The organism is Aurantimonas sp. E1-2-R+4, from assembly GCF_036549515.1.
Lineage (GTDB): Bacteria > Pseudomonadota > Alphaproteobacteria > Rhizobiales > Rhizobiaceae > Aurantimonas > Aurantimonas coralicida_A.
On record NZ_JAZHLK010000008.1, the window covers coordinates 46,336 to 63,379 of the forward strand.

15 protein-coding genes and 3 tRNA genes are annotated in these 17,044 nt (G+C 63.3%); 11 read left to right on the top strand and 7 right to left on the bottom strand.

Annotation, left to right across the window (positions count from 1 at the left end; translation table 11 throughout):
• Window positions 1-126 precede the first annotated feature (126 nt).
• From VQ045_RS05880 to VQ045_RS05890, 3 genes are all read right to left on the bottom strand, one after another.
• A tRNA-Glu gene (locus VQ045_RS05880) sits at window positions 127-202 on the bottom strand.
• A 168-nt stretch (window positions 203-370) separates the two neighbouring features.
• The gene (locus VQ045_RS05885; protein ID WP_331829453.1) at window positions 371-1,417 is read right to left on the bottom strand and encodes a YcbK family protein; all 1,047 of its coding nucleotides are present in this window, start codon (window positions 1,415-1,417) and stop codon (window positions 371-373) included.
• A gap of 226 nt (window positions 1,418-1,643) precedes the next feature.
• Window positions 1,644-2,084, bottom strand: a complete 441-nt coding sequence (locus VQ045_RS05890; protein WP_327624914.1) for a VOC family protein — start codon at window positions 2,082-2,084, stop codon at window positions 1,644-1,646.
• Window positions 2,085-2,431: 347 nt separating this feature from the next.
• Here VQ045_RS05890 and VQ045_RS05895 point away from each other — a divergent pair, with 347 nt between their 5' ends.
• From VQ045_RS05895 to VQ045_RS05915, 5 genes are all read left to right on the top strand, one after another.
• Window positions 2,432-3,010, top strand: coding sequence for a cold-shock protein (locus tag VQ045_RS05895; RefSeq protein ID WP_331829454.1), 579 nt, complete (start codon window positions 2,432-2,434; stop codon window positions 3,008-3,010).
• A 16-nt stretch (window positions 3,011-3,026) separates the two neighbouring features.
• Window positions 3,027-3,491: a DUF192 domain-containing protein gene (locus VQ045_RS05900; RefSeq protein ID WP_331829455.1), complete on the top strand. Its 465-nt coding sequence runs from the start codon at window positions 3,027-3,029 to the stop codon at window positions 3,489-3,491.
• Between the two features lie 194 nt (window positions 3,492-3,685).
• Window positions 3,686-3,762 (top strand) — tRNA-Pro (locus VQ045_RS05905).
• Window positions 3,763-3,814: 52 nt separating this feature from the next.
• Window positions 3,815-4,120 (top strand): ETC complex I subunit, encoded by a 306-nt coding sequence (locus VQ045_RS05910; RefSeq protein ID WP_327691095.1) that lies wholly within the window; start codon window positions 3,815-3,817, stop codon window positions 4,118-4,120.
• A 57-nt stretch (window positions 4,121-4,177) separates the two neighbouring features.
• Window positions 4,178-4,253: transfer RNA gene (locus tag VQ045_RS05915), tRNA-Arg, on the top strand.
• Between the two features lie 113 nt (window positions 4,254-4,366).
• On the opposite strand, the gene metC is transcribed toward VQ045_RS05915, so the two are convergent.
• On the bottom strand, window positions 4,367-5,548 hold the full coding sequence (gene metC, locus VQ045_RS05920) for a cystathionine beta-lyase (RefSeq protein WP_331829456.1): 1,182 nt from the start codon (window positions 5,546-5,548) through the stop codon (window positions 4,367-4,369).
• Window positions 5,549-5,765: 217 nt separating this feature from the next.
• On the opposite strand from metC, the gene VQ045_RS05925 reads away from it, so the two are divergent.
• The 5 genes from VQ045_RS05925 (at window position 5,766) to VQ045_RS05945 (ending at window position 12,058) form a co-directional block, all read left to right on the top strand.
• Window positions 5,766-6,785 (top strand): amino acid ABC transporter substrate-binding protein, encoded by a 1,020-nt coding sequence (locus VQ045_RS05925; RefSeq protein WP_327624907.1) that lies wholly within the window; start codon window positions 5,766-5,768, stop codon window positions 6,783-6,785.
• 107 nt (window positions 6,786-6,892) lie between these two features.
• Window positions 6,893-8,083 (top strand): amino acid ABC transporter permease, encoded by a 1,191-nt coding sequence (locus tag VQ045_RS05930; protein WP_331829457.1) that lies wholly within the window; start codon window positions 6,893-6,895, stop codon window positions 8,081-8,083.
• A gap of 18 nt (window positions 8,084-8,101) precedes the next feature.
• Entirely contained in the window at window positions 8,102-9,580 is a 1,479-nt protein-coding gene (locus VQ045_RS05935) for an amino acid ABC transporter permease (protein WP_331829458.1), read from the top strand.
• Between the two features lie 362 nt (window positions 9,581-9,942).
• Window positions 9,943-10,728 carry an amino acid ABC transporter ATP-binding protein gene (locus tag VQ045_RS05940; RefSeq protein WP_331829459.1) on the top strand — a complete coding sequence of 262 codons (786 nt, stop codon included), beginning with the start codon at window positions 9,943-9,945 and terminating at the stop codon, window positions 10,726-10,728.
• A 169-nt stretch (window positions 10,729-10,897) separates the two neighbouring features.
• Window positions 10,898-12,058 (top strand): AI-2E family transporter, encoded by a 1,161-nt coding sequence (locus VQ045_RS05945; protein ID WP_331829460.1) that lies wholly within the window; start codon window positions 10,898-10,900, stop codon window positions 12,056-12,058.
• 344 nt (window positions 12,059-12,402) lie between these two features.
• Here the strand turns inward: VQ045_RS05945 and VQ045_RS05950 are convergent, their stop codons facing one another.
• The 3 genes from VQ045_RS05950 to VQ045_RS05960 all read right to left on the bottom strand — a co-directional run bounded on the left by VQ045_RS05950 (window position 12,403) and on the right by VQ045_RS05960 (window position 15,944).
• A complete protein-coding gene (locus VQ045_RS05950) occupies window positions 12,403-14,325 on the bottom strand; it encodes an OmpA family protein (protein WP_331829461.1) in 1,923 nt (640 codons plus the stop codon).
• 178 nt (window positions 14,326-14,503) lie between these two features.
• A complete protein-coding gene (locus tag VQ045_RS05955; protein WP_331829462.1) occupies window positions 14,504-15,694 on the bottom strand; it encodes an FAD-dependent monooxygenase in 1,191 nt (396 codons plus the stop codon).
• A 4-nt stretch (window positions 15,695-15,698) separates the two neighbouring features.
• Window positions 15,699-15,944: a zinc-finger domain-containing protein gene (locus VQ045_RS05960; protein ID WP_327647382.1), complete on the bottom strand. Its 246-nt coding sequence runs from the start codon at window positions 15,942-15,944 to the stop codon at window positions 15,699-15,701.
• 154 nt (window positions 15,945-16,098) lie between these two features.
• On the opposite strand from VQ045_RS05960, the gene VQ045_RS05965 reads away from it, so the two are divergent.
• A complete protein-coding gene (locus tag VQ045_RS05965; RefSeq protein WP_327624898.1) occupies window positions 16,099-16,857 on the top strand; it encodes an alpha/beta fold hydrolase in 759 nt (252 codons plus the stop codon).
• Window positions 16,858-17,044: the final 187 nt, after the last annotated feature.

Below are 17,044 nucleotides of genomic sequence, written 5' to 3' on the forward strand. Positions count from 1 at the left end.
CTGTTCGCGCTTCGCCATGCATCGGGCCACGACACTGGGAGGCTGGCCGGTCGCATTGAACGCTAGCGCCGCGAATGGTGTTGGTGATTGTCTTTTTCCGAAAACCAGCGCGCCAAAAAGGGAAGCTGGTACGCCCAACGGGAATCGAACCCGTGTTTCCGCCGTGAAAGGGCGGCGTCCTAGACCGCTAGACGATGGGCGCGGCGACGGGGTGTATACGGGGGTTCGCTGGGGATCGCAAGACGTCGGAGCCGGGTTTTTCACACACTGGCGGTGAAGCATTTCGGCTCCGCGCGGAAGCGCGTGCTTCGTGCCGGACGAGGAATTGGGATTCGACAAGATTGCGTCCTCGGACAGGACGACGGGAGGTTCAGTTGCGGCTACGGCAGCGCCAATTCCAGTCGCGCTTGGGGCCGACGTCGACGTGGATCGCTGCCGTGTGGCAGTAGGTGCCTACGCCGCCTCGGCCTGGCAATGAACGCACGTAAGCGGCGACGGCGAACCGGTCGACATCCGGCACGACGATGTCGGCCGCCTTGCATCCCATATGCTGCGAGCGGCGGGCGCCGTTGACGCGGCGATTGTGCGTCGGGCTGCGGTAGCCGGAGGTGACGACGATCTTCTTGCCGAAGCGACGCTCGACCGCCCGCAGCGTCCCGACAAGCTCGGCCGGGAAACAGTCGGTCTGGACGCTCTCGCGCTGGACACGGAGACCATTGGGCGCGACGCGGGCAAAACCGGTGAGCGACGCCACCTGATAGCTGGCGCCGCCGCTGATCTCGTCGAGAATGTCCTCGTCGTCGGCCGATGCGCGCTGCCCGATCTCGAACAGCGAAGACGGGTCGACGCCAGGCAGGGCATTGTCTGCGCCGGAGCTAGGGGCGCTCTCGCGCTGCAGAACGATGCGGCGGCTCTTGCCTTTCTCCGCATTTGCGATCGGCGTGCGGACCTTGGAACGAGCAAAAAGCGACGCGAAAAGCGAGCGGTCGGCCTCGCGGCCGCCCTCAGCCGAGGTCATCTTGTCGCCCTCGCTGACGCTGCCGCCCGCGTAAGCGGCAATCGCCTTGTTCCCGGCATTGAGCATGCGGGGGGAAGCAGGGGGAGGAGCCTCCGCCAAGCCTGCGGTCTGCGGTTCCTCGCTGACCGATGAAGCGTCTGCCGTGGCGCTGGCCGAAGCCTCGCCGTCGATCGCCGCGCTCGCCGGAACCTCGCCGGCGATGGCAGTGCGGTCGGAATCGGTCTGCCCGTCGGCGGCCAAGATGTCTTCGGATGGCGCCGCGCCGGCAAAGCCAAAGGCCGTCGTATCGTCAAGCGCTGAAACGCATGCGCCCACCAGCGGAAGGCTCGAGAGCACCGCCGCCGCCAGAATATGCCGCCGCAGCGGCCAGCGGCGCACGGTCCGGATACTCGTCGTCAAACTTATCCACCCTCTCAATGGCGAGCCGAAAGGTCCGCCTTTTCGAGCTACCGCTGATGCGGCAGACGTCGCAAGCTTCGTCGCGATATCCCCCGCCGACCGCCTGAATCAGGACCGTCGGCATCGAAGCCTGCGCACTAGAACCTATTTCCGCGCATATGGCCAGAATGCGGCAGCACCATGATCGTCGACGGCTCGCGACCGCCGACGTCAGGTCGGGGCAATTCTACCAGCTGCCGGTGTTCTGCATCGAGGCCCACGGCTCGGCCGACGCCTTGGCTTCTCCCTTCTGCAGAAGTTCGAAGGAAATATCGTCGGGGGATTTGATGAACGCCATGTAGCCGTCGCGTGGCGGCCGGTTGATTGTCACGCCCTTGTCCATCAGGTCTTGGCAGGTCGCATAAATGTCGTCGACCTCGAAGGCGAGATGGCCGAAATTGCGCCCGGCACCATAGGTCTCCGGGTCCCAATTATAGGTCAGCTCCATCAGCGGGGCTTTGGATTCCCTGGCGCCCGGAAGGTCGTCGGGCGCCGCAAGGAAGATCAGCGTAAACCGTCCCTTTTCGTTCTCGACCCGGCGTGTCTCCACCAGCCCAAGCTTGTTGCAGTAGAAATCGAGCGACTGGTCGACGTCGCTGACGCGGACCATCGTGTGCAGATAGCGCATGCGGATGTCTCCATTGATGAGGTGGGAGAGACGTTAGGGCGCGGTTGCGAACGGCCAACCCCCTGCCGCTGCCAAAGCCATCCCCGCCGTGCATCTCGATCTCCAGAACGCCCGCCCGGCGCCATGCCAGCCGGCGGACGTTCTGGATCGATCGGGCTTGATTCCGCGAAGACGGGAGGAGAAGTCGCTTTCGCAATAACTTGCGAGGCCGCCAAGACTGCCGGAACCTGTGTGCAATAGGACGCATTTTCGCACAAATGCCGTAGTTGCCCTTGCTCGAAACCGGAAGGTTAATGCTATGCTAGACTGTGCCGATTCGGTTGGCGTAAGAGGCGGGACCCCCCCGAATGTCGGAGAGAACCTCTGCAGACGTGCATGGCGAGGGCGAATCATCGGACGGCGGCGACGTCCAACTGATCGTCGTGTCCGGCCATATCAAATGGTTCGACGTGGCCAAGGGGTTCGGCTTCATCGTTCCCGATGATCAGGGCGCCGACATCCTGTTGCATGTGACCTGTCTTCGCCGCGACGGCTACACGACAGCCATCGAGGGAGCGCGTCTCGTTTGCGAGGTGCAAAAAGGCGAGCGCGGCCTTCAGGCATTCCGAATCCTGTCCATGGATCAATCGACGGCCATCCATCCGTCGCAATTGCCGCCGTCGCGCACCCACGTCACGGTGGTGCCGAGCAGCAATCTTGTCCGCGCGGTGGTGAAATGGTTCAATCGTACCAAGGGCTACGGGTTCCTGACCCAAGGCGAGGGGACGGAGGATATTTTCATCCACATGGAAACCCTGCGGCGCTACGGCATGATGGAACTGCGCCCCGGGCAGGAGGTGCTGGTGCGCTTCGGCGACGGCGAGAAGGGTCTGATGGCCGCCGAAATCCATCCCGGGACCGGCCCCGTTCAGCCATCATCCCACTGACCGCGGGGTCTCGGCCATGACATTTCGCAAACCAATCCTCGTGGCCGGATTCGCGGTCTTGGCTCTCCTGGCCGCGGCCTATTTCGCCCTGGCGGGGGGCGACCTGTCGTCCGCGACGCTGGTCACCGACTCGGGCGAGCATGAGATCGATGTCGAACTCGCGCTGACGCCGAAAGACCGCGAAATCGGCCTGATGAATCGCGAGTCCATGCCGGCGGGGCAAGGCATGCTGTTCTCCTTCGACCCGGTTCGGCCGGTAACGATGTGGATGAAGAACACGCTCATCCCTCTCGATATGCTGTTCCTCGACGAGGCTGGCACGGTCATCCATATCAAGACGAACGCACAGCCCTTGTCGCTCGATCTGATTCCCTCCGGCGGGCCAGTCAAATACGTCCTGGAATTGAACGGCGGCGCGGCAGCGCGCTACGGCGCGCGAGTCGGGGATCGGCTCAAGCACGAGATCATACCGGCATCGTGACGGATCGGCGGGCTGGCGGCGCATTCTTGGGACGATTTCATACGCTGGAAGGCGGCGGAGATGGCCGAATATGAGGGTTTTGGCCCGTGCCTGTTGCCGTGGCAGGGTGCGGCGGGCGCAGCCATGCAACGCGTCGGCCTTGACTTCGGCGGGCAAGCCCTGCAAACCCCCGACCACAGGCGGATCATGGCATCCGGAGCGTAGCGCAGCCTGGTAGCGCATCTGGTTTGGGACCAGAGGGTCGCAGGTTCGAATCCTGCCGCTCCGACCATCGCGATCCGCCCGTATTTCGACGCGAATCCCGCGCTCCCGACGAGGCCATGATGGTTGCGAGAATCTACCGTCCGTCCCGAACCGCCATGCAGTCAGGCAAGGCCAAGACCCGCGACTGGGTCCTCGTCTATGAGCCGGAGGAGCCCAAGCGGATCGAGCCCCTGATGGGCTATACGTCCTCGGGCGACATGAATTCGCAGCTCCGCCTCTCCTTCGCCACGAAAGAGCTGGCGATCGAATATGCCGAGCGCAACGATATTCCATTTCGGGTCGAGGAACCCCACCTCGCAAAGCGGTCCAAAGTGGCTTATGCCGACAACTTCCGGTACGACCGAAATCAGCCTTGGACCCATTGACGCTCCGGCGTTCGTGATCGGGGCACTGCTCGGTTTGCATGATTTTTCGGTCACGCCGGCCCCGTAGCTCAGTGGATAGAGCACCGGCCTTCTAAGCCGATGGTCGCAGGTTCGAATCCTGCCGGGGTCACCACCAGCCCAATTGTCCGGCCCGGAGACATGGGCGACATTTTCGGTCCGCGGAGGTGCCGCGCGGTCCAGCAGGCGGCCATTCGCGCACCCCAAGCTCCTCCGCGACGAGCGCTTTTATAGCGTATTCGCGGCCGCAAATCCGACTTCCAGGTCGGCCTTGAGATCGGCGACGTCCTCCAGCCCCACCTGAAGTCGAATGAGCGCACCGCCGCCGGGACCCTTGGCGATGGTCCGGTCGCTCAAATCGACCGGAACGGCGAGGCTTTCGTGCCCGCCCCAGGAATAACCGAGCCCGAAGATCCGCAGCGCGTCCAGGAAGGCCGCCGCCTTTCGCGCATCGCCCTTCAACACGAAAGCGAACAGGCCGCTGGCGCCGCTGAACTGGCGCCGCCAAAGCGCATGGCCGGGAAACGAGGGAAGGGCGGGGTGAAGCACCTCGCTCACCTCCTCCCGGCTTTCCAGCCATTCCGCCAGGGCCAGCGCCGAGGCCTGATGGCGTTCCAGGCGGATGCCCATCGTCTTCAGTCCGCGCAGGACAAGGTAGACGTCGTCGGGCGCTGCGTTGACGCCGATCTGCATTTGGGTGTCGCGGAGCCGACCGTAGGTCGTCTGGGTCGCCGATACGCTGCCCATCATCACGTCGGAATGACCGCCCGGATATTTCGTCAGGGCGTGAATCGACAGATCGACGCCGTGATCGAGCGGCTTGAAGAACATCGGCGTCGCCCAGGTATTGTCCATCATGGTGACCGCCCCGCCGGCGTGGGCGGCATCGCAAACGGCCCGGACATCCATAATCTCGAACGTGTTGGAACCAGGCGCCTCGAGGACGACGACTTTTGTTTCCGGTCGCATCAGCCCGGCGATGGCCTCGCCAATGTGCGGATCGAAATACTCGACCTCGACGCCCATGCGCGACAGGGTTCCATCGCAGAAACGACGAGTGGGGTAATAGACCGAATCCACAACGAGACAGTGGTCGCCGCTCGACAGGTAGGCGAGCAACGGGACCGTGACGGCGGCGAGCCCGGACGGGAGCAGAATCGTCCCGGCTGCCCCTTCCAACTCGGTCAAAACGTCTTCCAGGACCTTGGTGGTCGGCGTGCCCGACAGACCGTAGGTAAACGGCGCGTGAATTCTGTTGTTGAGGCTTTCCGTCGAGGGAAAGAGGACGGTCGAGCCATGGACAACCGGCGGATTCACGAAGCCGTGCTGGGACTGTGGATCGTAAGGCCCATGCGCCAGACGGGTGTTGATGCCGTCCTGCCGTCCCCGGCGGGAGTTGTCGGTGCTCAATTGTTCGGCTTTCTGATTGTACTCAAGACGACTGATCGGACGTATTGCCGAAAGCGAGGGGAAAAAAACGTCAACTGCTTGACCTGCACTTTTTTATGACATGTGATTGCTGTGCGAAATGAGGGACTTTGTCCCGAGGCCGCCATCTGCCGCATCGGACTGGGTACTTCGTTTGTCAATAAAGTCATACCCAAAACCCAACCGGGAAGGTATCCTGATGAAATTGAAGCTTCTGACCGCGGTGCTCGGTCTCTCGATCGCGGGCTTGGCAGCTGGCGGCGCCTCGGCGCAGACCCTCCAGACTGTAAAGGATCGCGGGGCCCTTAAATGCGGCGTCAATACGGGTTTGCCAGGCTTCGCCTCGCAGAATGATCAGGGCGCTTGGCAGGGCCTCGACGTCGACTATTGCAAGGCGATCGCCGCCGCTGTGTTCGGTGACCCCAGCAAGGTTCAATATTCGCCGCTGTCGGCGGTACAGCGCTTTCCGGCGCTCCAGAACAGCGAAGTCGACGTTCTGGCCCGAAACACCACCTGGACCATGGACCGGGACACGAAGCTCGGGCTCACCTTCGCCGGCGTCAATTACTATGACGGCCAGGGCTTCATGGTGAAGAAGGAACTCAATGTCAGCTCGGCGCTGGAGCTCTCCGGTGCGACGGTGTGCGTGCAGAGTGGCACCACCACCGAACTCAACCTCGCGGATTTTTTCCGGACCAACAACATGGAGTACAATCCGGTCGTCATCGAGTCGCAGTCGGACGTCAACTCGGCCTATGACAGCGGTCGTTGCGACGTCCTGACGACGGACGCCTCCGGTCTTGCCGCATCGCGCCTCGAAATGGGCAGTCCGGACGATCACGCGATCCTGCCGGAAATCGTCTCCAAGGAGCCGCTTGGACCCGCAGTGCGCCAAGGCGATACGGAGTGGCTCAACGTCGTGAAGTGGACGCACTACGCGCTGCTCAACGCCGAAGAGCTTGGGGTCACCCAGGCGAATGTCGAAGAGATGCTGGATTCGGAAAATCCGGAAATCCGTCGCCTCCTCGGCAAGGACAAGAACTTCGGCGAGTCGATCGGCGTGTCGCAGGATTGGGTGGTCAACATCATCAAGGCCGTCGGCAACTACGGCGAGATCTTTGAGCGCAACATCGGTGTCGACACGCCGCTCAAGATCCAGCGTGGCCAGAATGCCCTCTGGACCAAGGGCGGTCTGCAGTACGGTATGCCGGTCCGCTAATCGGTAACAACGGAGCGGGCGCCTTTCGGCGTCCGCTCCGACCGGCATTGACGCTCGTCGCCCACCGGTGGCGGGAGCGAGATTTTGTGCACTGCTTGGGAACCGAAATGACCGCCGACATCCATCCGTCGTCACGCGAGCGTGGCGGTGACTCGCTTCTGACCAATCCGACCGTCCGCAGTATCGTGATCCAGGTCCTCTTGGTTGTCGGTCTGGTGGCTTTCGCTTGGTGGATCATCGACAACACCGCGCAAAATCTCGCCGCAGCGAATATTGCATCAGGCTTTGGATTCCTGGAATCCCGGTCCGGATTCGACATCGCCCAGACGCCGATCGCGTATTCCAGCAATTCCACCTACGGACAAGCGATCCTTGTTGGCATCGCCAACACGCTGATCATCGCGGCGAGCGGTGTTATCGTGGCGACGATCATCGGCTTCTTGGTCGGAATCGGCAGGCTGTCGCACAATTTTCTCATCCGCACGCTCTCGACCATTTATGTCGAGACGTTCCGCAATATTCCGCCGCTGCTGGTTATTCTGTTCTGGTATTTCGGGGTTCTCTCCGTTCTGAGCGGACCGCGTGGGGTCGCGGAAAGCCCGATTGGGGTCTATCTCACCAATCGCGGCCTGCAGATCCCGAGCGTACTGTTCCAGCCGCTTGCCTGGGCTGCCTTCGCGGCTTTCCTGGTCGGCATCCTGGCGACGATGTGGCTTGCCCGTTACAGCCGGAAGAAGCAATTGGCCACCGGCGAGCGTACGCCTGTGCTTTGGCCCGCGATCGGGATGATCGTCGGGCTGCCGATCGTCGTGTTCCTGGTGACCGGCGTGCCGGCCGCGCTAGAGTTTCCAGAGGCGAGCCGGTTCAACCTGGCCGGCGGTTTCCAGCTCCGGCCGGAATTCATCGCGCTGTTGCTGGCGCTGTCGATCTATACGGCTGCCTTCATCGCCGAGATCGTGCGCGCCGGCATCCTCTCGGTTTCCAAGGGGCAGACCGAGGCGGCGTCGGCGCTTGGCCTGAAGCGCGGGCAATTGCTGCGACTGGTCGTGGTGCCGCAAGCCTTCCGGGTGATCATCCCACCGCTGACCAGCCAGTACCTCAACCTGACCAAGAACTCCTCCCTCGGGCTGGCGATCGGCTATCCCGAGCTCGTCGCGGTTGGATCGACGGTCCTCAACCAGTCGGGTCAGTCGATCGAGGTCGTGGTCATCTGGATGGTCGTCTATCTGGGAATCAGCATCACGGTTTCGCTGCTGATGAACTGGTTCAACTCGAAAATGGCGCTCGTCGAGCGTTGATGAAGGGCGCGTAGGGCCATGGAAGAACAAGTCGCCCGCTTCGTCGCGACCGAGCAGAAACAGCCGCTCCCGCCCCCGCCGAGCGAGAGGGGCATCATCGGAACGACCCGCCGCAACCTGTTCGCCACGCCGCTCGATTCGGTGTTGAGCATCCTTGCAGGATTGATCATTGTCTGGGGGGTGTGGAACATCGTCAACTGGGCCTGGATCGACGCCACCTTCACGGGAAGCGACCGGGAAGCCTGCCTCGGGGAGGGGGGCGCATGCTGGGCCTTTGTCGGGGCGAAATTCAGCCAGTTCATGTACGGCGTCTATCCGTTCGGTGCGCGCTGGCGGATCGACGTGTCGGTGGTAATGCTGATCGTGCTCGTTGCCGGGATCGCCATACCGCGTATTCCGTTCAAGCGGATCAATGCGATGCTGCTGTTCGCGGTCTATCCGGTGGTGACGCTGATCCTGCTCACCGGCGGGCGGTTCTCGTTTTCCGGTGGCGGGGTGACGCTGCTGCTTTTGCTCGCCGCCGCCATCACGATCAGCGATGTGGCATCGCGCCCGGAGATCGGTTTCGGTAGCCTGATGAAGACTGCCGTCGGGTTGGCTCTGTTCGGCGTGTTGGCGCTGTTGTTGTCGAATATTGTCAGCGGCGCCTCGGTCGATTTCCTTGATCTGCGATTCTCGACGCTCACGCTTGTCGCGTTTCTGGCAAGCCTCGGTTCGATAGCGGTGGCTGTCCTCACCGGATTCCGTTCCCAAGAGATCAGTCGACTCCGCCTGCTGATGCCGATTGTCGCGGTCGTTCTCTTTGTCTTCGTGATGACCGCCAATTTTGGGTTGCGGCCGGTGCCAACCAATCTGTGGGGCGGCCTGATGTTGACGCTCGTCGTCGCGCTGAGCGGTATCGCCGCCTCGCTTCCGCTGGGTGTCATCCTCGCTCTCGGCCGGCGATCGGACATGCCTGCGGTGCGGCTATTCTCGGTGATCTTCATCGAGTTCTGGCGCGGCGTGCCGCTGATTACCGTCCTGTTCATGGCGAATTTCATGCTGCCGCTGTTCCTGCCCGAGGGCGTCAGCTTCAATCAGCTTTTGCGGGCACTCGTCGGCGTCGCGCTGTTCTCGGCGGCCTACATGGCGGAGGTGATCCGCGGCGGCCTCCAGGCCATACCAAAAGGTCAGTATGAAGGCGCCGACGCCATGGCGCTGACCTACTGGCAGAAGATGCGCCTGATCATCCTGCCGCAGGCTCTGAAACTGGTGATTCCGGGAATCGTCAACACCTTCATCGGGCTCTTCAAGGATACCAGCCTGGTCTACATCATCGGTCTGGCCGACCTTCTCGGGACGGTGCGCCGTGGCTTCAACGATCCAAGCTGGATCACCCCCTCCACGCCGGCGACCGGCCTCGTCTTCGCCGCGTTCATTTATTGGTTGTTCTGCTTTTCCATGTCGCGCTACTCGATCTACACCGAGCGACGACTGGATACCGGACACACACGCTAGAGCATCGGACGACAATATGAATGCGTTCTGCCAGCGGGATTTCGGGACAAGGTCGAGGGGGTCGGCGCAGGTCGTAGCGGCGCTACGGCCAAGACGAGCCCCGACGGAATTGACCCGAAACCTCCTGGCCCACCGATCGCCCCGCGCCGGATGGCGTGGAAAGGCCGATCGGCAGGTTTTCAAAACTGCCGTTTGCCGGAGGCAAACAGGCGGGCGGGTTTCCGGTCGCCGGGCGCCCACTTTGTCGGCCGGCTCGACCGTAGCGCCGCTACGTTCGTCGCCGCCCTCCGCGTGGATCACCTCGGCGAACCGGGAAACAGAACCGCGTCCATATTATCTTCCGATGCTCTAAGGATCCGACCATGGCTGTCGATACCGAAACCAAGGCGCAACCGACACCGATGCAGGTCTCCGACGAGATCGCCGTCGAACTCTCGGACGTCAACAAGTGGTTCGGGGAATTCCACGTTCTCCGCGACATCAATCTGACCGTTCGCACGGGCGAACGCATCGTCGTCTGCGGTCCGTCGGGATCCGGCAAATCGACGATGATCCGCTGCATCAACCGGCTGGAGGAGCATCAAAAAGGCCGCATCGTCGTGGACGGCATCGAGCTGACCAACGATCTGAAGAAGATTGACGAGGTGCGGCGCGAAGTCGGCATGGTGTTCCAGCATTTCAATCTCTTCCCGCATTTGACCATTCTGGAGAACTGCACGCTGGCCCCGATCTGGGTGCGCAAGATGCCGAAGAAGAAGGCCGAAGAGGTGGCCATGCATTACCTGTCGCGGGTGAAGATCCCCGAGCAGGCGAACAAATACCCCGGCCAGCTCTCCGGCGGCCAGCAGCAGCGCGTGGCCATCGCCCGATCGTTGTGCATGAGCCCGAAAATCATGCTGTTCGACGAGCCGACCTCGGCGCTCGACCCGGAGATGATCAAGGAAGTGCTCGATGTTATGGTGGGGCTCGCCGAAGAGGGAATGACGATGTTGTGCGTGACCCACGAGATGGGCTTTGCACGCCAGGTCGCCAATCGTGTGATCTTCATGGATGCCGGCCAGATCGTCGAGCAGAACGAGCCGGAGCCGTTCTTCACCAATCCGCAACACGAGCGCACCAAGCTCTTCCTCTCGCAGATCCTTCATTGACCTGGTCGTCGGGCGCGTTTACGCGAATCGCCTGGTCGTGCAGATGATCGGCGTTCGATAAGCGACGCCGTGCGGGGCAGCAACGTGACGTCTTGCGCGGACGCGATGTTGCCTGTCAGGACTTCGGTTCCCCGGATTTCGATGAACATTTCGCGCGAGGGTTGGTGATTTGTCCGAGCGAACATCCGAAAGCAGAGCGGCGCCGTCGCCGGCTCCTGTTCCCGCGACGATCGAACTGGTCGACGCGCAGGCAATCGCGTCCACCCCGAGTTGGGCCATCATTGGAATCTTCTTCATCCTCCTGTTCGGCGGCTTGTATCTGACGGCAAGCTTCGTGCTGCCGGTCATCATTGCCCTGCTGTTCGCGTTGGTGATGAGCCCGGTGGTGCGATTCCTGCGTCGCCGGTTGAAAATCTGGGAGCCGATCTCTGCGTTCGTCCTCGTGATCGGCACGACGATGACGCTGATTTCAGGCTTCTACATGCTCAGCGATCCCATCGCGAAGATCGTCAACGACGCGCCTCGTTACGCCGCGGCCGTGGATGCGGAGATGCGGACTGTCAAGAACCGGCTCGAACGCCTCCGCTCGGCTCAGGAGAATGTGGAGAAAACCGCGAAAAGCGCCGCCGGAGGGGCGACGGACAATGAGGTTGTCGTCAAGAACCCCGGCCTCGTCGACAATGCCACGACCGCAGTGCCGCAGATGCTGGCTTCTGTCGGCTTCACTCTGGTGTTTTTGTTTTTCCTCCTCGCTTCGGGCGACCTGTTTTACCAGAAACTCATACGGTCGATGCCGACGCTGGCAGACAAGAAGCGCGCGCTTCACATCGCGCACGACATCGAGCGCGAACTCTCGCGTTATCTGTTCACCATCACGATGATCAACGCCGGTCTGGGCATCGCGGTCGGGACGCTGTTGTGGTGGGTCGACATGCCGACTCCCGTCGTCTTCGGCGCTCTGGCGATGCTGCTTAACTTCATTCCCTATATCGGTGCGTTGATTGGCATGGCGATTGTCGGGGTGATTGCGCTCGCCGATTTCGGCAACTTGGCCCAAGCTCTGGTTCCAGTGCTGCTGTACCTTGCCTGCACGACAATTGAAGGCCAACTCGTGACGCCAACGATCGTCGGCCGACGGTTGGAGATGAATGCTGCCGCCGTCTTTCTCTCGGTGGCGTTCTGGGGTTGGATCTGGGGCGTGGTCGGCATGTTCCTCGCAGTCCCGGTCATGGTCGCTATCAAGGTCTTCGCCAGCTATGTCGAACCGCTCGCGCCGCTCGGCGATTTTCTATCGGCCGAAACAAAACGAACGCCGGACGAAGACGACTGATAACGGCGCGCGGTGACAGAGACCTGTTCGAGGATGCCGAACGGGGGTGTCCGGCCAGGCGCGGCGCGCGGGGCTCGGTAGAACGCCCCCTAGCAGACCCGGTTCAAAGCCCCACCGCAGGTCAGGCGCTCGGCGCGCCTTGCGGCGTTGCGAATTCGCCCGATGCGCCGTATCGCGCCTCGCCGGGTATCGGCGTGAAGGTGCCGGGAGTGGCCGGTCGAGTTGTTACCTACCACCGCAGATAGGTATGATGCCGCGCTCGTTGCTGCCCTTCACAGATGCCCAATAAAAAACCGGCGGCCCAGAGGGCCGCCGGTCGGTGTGCCGGATATGAATCCGTCTGACTAGCGCTTGGCGGTCGTTGCGACCGGTTTCACCAGCGCGGTGATGCGCCGGAGCGTGACACGCCGGTTCTCAGCGTTCGCCGCTTGCGTCTTGACCTTCAGGTTCTGCTCGCCATAGCCCTGCGTGATCAGGTTTTCCGGCGGTACGTCGAAGTACTGCGACAGCGCCGAGGCGACAGCCTCCGCCCGGCGATCGGACAGCGCCAGATTGGCGATTTCGCTGCCCACCGCGTCGGTATGCCCCTCGACCAGGAAGGTCTCCGCCGGATTCTCCTTGATGACCCGGACGATCGCGTCGGCCAGCGCCTGCAAATTGTCGACTTCGCTTTGTTCGATCGCGGCGGAGTCGAACGCAAATTTGATCGTATTGAGATCGATACGGCGCACCTTGTCGCGAATGCGCTCGGAGCGTCTGACCTCATCGATCGAGTAAATCCGCTCGACGGTCTCGACCGGCGGTGCGACGATCGTGCGATAGTACAGTTCCTCGTCCGGTTCCGTCACGTCGACGATGTATTGGTCTTCTGGAATTGTCAGAACGACCGGAGCGAGATCCGCCGCCGGATCATAGTAATAGTCCGGGCGTTCGGCACCGTCCTGGTAAGGATCGTAGAACAGAACGACCTCGCGTCCGTCCGGCAGAATCCGGGAGCGCTGGATCACGTCGCCATACCGGTTGGTGATCGTCACGACCTGGATGCCGTTCGGTCGGACCACCGTCTGGCGGGTCCGCCCACTGGAAAGACGCTCATAGTAGCGCTCCTCGGCGTCGACCGCGATACGGTCGTCGTCATTGCCGCGGATGAAGTAGGCGGCGGCGCCACCGACCAGCGCGCCAGCGACGCCGGCGCCCACGATCGACAGGATGTCCCGATCGCCGACACGCTCGACGACTTCGGCGCCGGGCGGAAGTTCCGGCTGCCCAACCACAGTCGTGTTGTTGACAGTCGTATTGTTCACGGTCGCGTTGTTGGTCGTGCTGTTGTCGTTGATGGTGGTCTGCGACGAGCCGTCCGCCGGTGCCGAAATCCGCTCTCCCTGCTCCGCAGTGATCGAGGGCACTTCGACAGGCTGGCTCAATTGCTGCACTTGTGCGTCGCTTGCGCTGATCTGGCCGGCGGGGACAGGGGCTTCCTGTATCTCGGCCGACACGGGCTTGGGATCTTCGACCGGAGCTGCCGCGGGCGCTGCGGCTGGCTCTGTCGCGGCGGGTGCTGGTTCGGCCGGAGCCTCGGCAGCGGGTGCGGGTTCAACCGGCGCGGGTTCAGCAGGTGCTGCCTCCGCAGGAGCCGCTTCGGCGGGCATAGGCTCGGCGGGAGCCTCGGCAGCGGGTTCCTCGACCGGGGCTGGTTCAGCAGGGGCTGCCTCCGCAGGAGCCGCTTCGGCGGGCATAGGCTCGGCGGGAGCCTCGGCAGCGGGTTCCTCGACCGGGGCTGGTTCAGCAGGGGCTTCCTCCGCAGGAGCCGCTTCGGCGGGCGTAGGCTCGGCGGGAGCCTCGGCAGCGGGTTCCTCGACCGGGGCTGGTTCAGCAGGGGCTTCCTCGGCAGGAGCCGCTTCGGCGGGCGTAGGCTCGGCGGGAGCCTCGGCAGCGGGTTCCTCGACCGGGGCTGGTTCAGCAGGGGCTTCCTCGACAGGAGCCGGTTCGGCGGGGGCTGGTTCGGCCGGGGCCTCGGCCGCGGGTGCCTCGGCCGGGGCGGGTTCAGCAGGGACCACCTCGGCAGGGTCTGTCTCGCCGGCAGGCGCCGGTTCACAGGCCGCCGGATCGGGTGCCACGGCCGTCGGATCGCAGGCGGTCGGGTCGGCTTGGGCGACGCGGAACGCGGCCGCGTCCTGCGCGTAGGCCGCAATCGGTCCGCTGATTGCGGTCGAAGCGGCAAGCGCGGCCACGCCAAACAGCCTGCCGGTTCTCTTGAAATTCGGCATATCTTTTACCTTTGTTGAAATAAGTCCCTTGCAGACCCGGATGACGCCTCGGCACTCCCATGCACCTTTAATCGGCATCCCGACCAGTTGTCGGCGTCCACTCCGATCGCCGCTAGCTAGGAAAGCGTCGAAGTTTGTCCAGACGCACGCACAACGCCTGAGATCGCTCGGGGTTTCGTTAAATCGTCTCGCTGTCTTCAGAATCGGCCGGGGGGCTCCAATCATAGAGCCAAGAGAGGTCGTCCCGAAGACTGTCCGGCGATCGCAATGAGAGTGCGGCGTCGCGCGCCAGATTGAGCGGCCAGGGCAGATGATAGACGCGCTGGTGGAAGGCGACGCGACGGCGGACTTTGGCGATGCGGGGCCTCCGCTCGGCTTCGTAGTGGGCCAACGCGGCGCTCCGGCTGGGTGCCCGCGCCAGGGCGTCGGCGAGCACCGCTGCATCCTCGATGGCCATGCCGGCGCCCTGCGCAGCATACGGTAGCATGGCATGAGCCGCGTCACCGATCAGAATGAGCCGATCGTCGAGATGGCGCCAAGGCCGGTCCGGCGGCACCACGTTCAAAGGCCAGCCGGTCATGTCGCCGGCCGCCGCGATCATCGATGTAAGTTGCCGATCCCATGAGCGGAAGCGGTAGGCAAGCCCCGCCGGATCGGCGAGCGTCGTTCGCTTCATTGGCTCGATGAGGACGAGGTTCGTCTCGCGCCCGCCGGAAATCGGATAGGCGACGGCGTGACGCCGGGGGCCGAGCCACGCCGTGATGCCAGGCGGCGGGCCGCCGTCGTTGTCGCGGCTCACGTAGCCGCGCCAGGCGATCGCGCCGCTAGGTGTGGCCGCCGCAAGCCCCAGCCGGCGCGCGATGGACGAGCGCACGCCATCGGCGCCGACCACCAGGCTGGCCTGAAGTCTGTGCCGACCCTCGCCGCTGATGAACCAGAGATCGAGGCCGCCACGCGCCGGGGTCAGCGCCTGGAGCGTAGCCCCAAGGTGAAGCGTGATCGCGGGGGAACGGTCGACGGCGCGCAGGAGAACTGCCTGCAGGTCGGCGCGGTGGATCGATACATAGGGCATGCCGTCGCTGGCGACGACCGGGACCGAGGCGATCGGCCGACCGGTGAACGCCCGGCGCAAGATTACCTCACGAGCGCGCGTGCCATGGACCAGCAAGTCCTTCATGAGTCCGAGCCGGCCGAGAACTCTCAACGCGTTCGGGGAAAGCTGGAGACCGGCGCCGACTTCCTGCATCTGCGGCGCGCGTTCGAAGATTTCTACCGCGAAACCACGATCCGCCAGCGCCAGCGCTGCTGTCAGTCCGCCGATTCCCGCTCCGATGATCGTGATCGGTCGCGCCCGGTCGGCCGCGGACACGGACCTAAGCGGCCTTTTCTCCGAAGCCGCAACCGGCCGGGCTGGTTTCCGTGGCTTTCAACGCCGTGTTCAGCCGATAGAGGGTCGAGCAGTAGCCGCAGACGATTTCGCTCTCGTCGCCCATGTCGAGATAGACATGGGGGTGATCGTGCGGCGGATTGGCGCCGCAGCACATGAACTCCGTCACCCCGACCTCGATCGTGTCGTAGCCTGCGTCGTTCTGAAAATGGGGAATCACGTGTCCAGCCATCGCGGCTCACTCTCGGCTATGGTTCGCAACGTCGCGGACCATAGTGTCGGTGGAACGGAATGAACAGGGGTGGCGATGACGCCACTTGGTGCTTATCCAAACGTTTGCGGACTTCACGCCGCCAACGGGATACGAATGCGAGGCTGCGCCCATCATGGATCATTTCATCAGCGACGGGCTTGAACTCGCATTTCTCGATGCGGGCGAGCGCGATGCTCCAAGCGTCCTGCTCCTGCACGGCTTCGCGTCATCAACCCGGGTCAACTGGGTGGATACCGGCTGGGTCAGGACGCTGACCGACGCTGGCTACCGGGCCGTCGCCTTCGATCATCGCGGTCATGGCCAAAGCGCCAAGCCGACGGATGAGGCGGCTTACACGCCCCAGAAAATGGCCGACGACGCGGTGGCGCTGCTCGACCATCTGGAGATTCGGGAGACCACGGTTTTCGGCTATTCCATGGGCGCGCGGGTCGCGGCCTTTGGAGCGCTTGCCGCGTCCGATCGCTTTGCGCGCGTCGTCTTCGGCGGCCTCGGTTCTGGCCTCGTCGACGGCGTCGGCGATTGGGACCCGATCGCCGCGGCGCTACGCGCCCCTTCACTGGAGGACGTCAAAGATCCGCGCGGTCGCATGTTCAGGGCTTTTGCCGATCGGACGAACAGCGACAGGGAGGCGCTGGCCGCCTGCATCTCGACGTCCCGAAAGGAATTGACGGAGGCCGAGGTCGGCCAAATTACTCAGCCCGTGCTGATCGGCGTCGGCACGACGGACGACATCGCCGGCTCGCCGCACCGGTTGGCGGCGCTGATGCCGAATGCTCGCGTGCTCGCTATCGAGGGCCGCGACCATATGCAGTCCGTCGGCGATCGTCGGTTCAAGGCCGAGGTGCTGCGGTTTCTGAGCGACGACGCCTGACGCCCTATCCAGACCGCTTCAGCGGTGCCCGGCGTTGCGGCCGGGATGTGCCGCACCAAAGGTGTCACATACGCGCTGACGATCATCTCCATGGGGCCTACGAGCGTCTGCGGCTTTTCCTCGGGCGGCAACGCGCCTATCTGTACTCGGATGCGGGAACTATCGAGGTTTCCCCAAGCGCCGTTTC

Bases quoted from the DNA above. Each gene is read 5' to 3' on its own strand.
- VQ045_RS05890 (WP_327624914.1), bottom strand. From the start codon at position 2,084: ATGCGCTATCTGCACACGATGGTCCGCGTCAGCGACGTCGACCAGTCG.
- VQ045_RS05895 (WP_331829454.1), top strand. From the start codon at position 2,432: ATGTCGGAGAGAACCTCTGCAGACGTGCATGGCGAGGGCGAATCATCG.
- VQ045_RS05900 (WP_331829455.1), top strand. From the start codon at position 3,027: ATGACATTTCGCAAACCAATCCTCGTGGCCGGATTCGCGGTCTTGGCT.
- VQ045_RS05910 (WP_327691095.1), top strand. From the start codon at position 3,815: ATGGTTGCGAGAATCTACCGTCCGTCCCGAACCGCCATGCAGTCAGGC.
- VQ045_RS05925 (WP_327624907.1), top strand. From the start codon at position 5,766: ATGAAATTGAAGCTTCTGACCGCGGTGCTCGGTCTCTCGATCGCGGGC.
- VQ045_RS05930 (WP_331829457.1), top strand. From the start codon at position 6,893: ATGACCGCCGACATCCATCCGTCGTCACGCGAGCGTGGCGGTGACTCG.
- VQ045_RS05935 (WP_331829458.1), top strand. From the start codon at position 8,102: ATGGAAGAACAAGTCGCCCGCTTCGTCGCGACCGAGCAGAAACAGCCG.
- VQ045_RS05940 (WP_331829459.1), top strand. From the start codon at position 9,943: ATGGCTGTCGATACCGAAACCAAGGCGCAACCGACACCGATGCAGGTC.
- VQ045_RS05950 (WP_331829461.1), bottom strand. From the start codon at position 14,325: ATGCCGAATTTCAAGAGAACCGGCAGGCTGTTTGGCGTGGCCGCGCTT.
- VQ045_RS05960 (WP_327647382.1), bottom strand. From the start codon at position 15,944: ATGGCTGGACACGTGATTCCCCATTTTCAGAACGACGCAGGCTACGAC.
- VQ045_RS05965 (WP_327624898.1), top strand. From the start codon at position 16,099: ATGGATCATTTCATCAGCGACGGGCTTGAACTCGCATTTCTCGATGCG.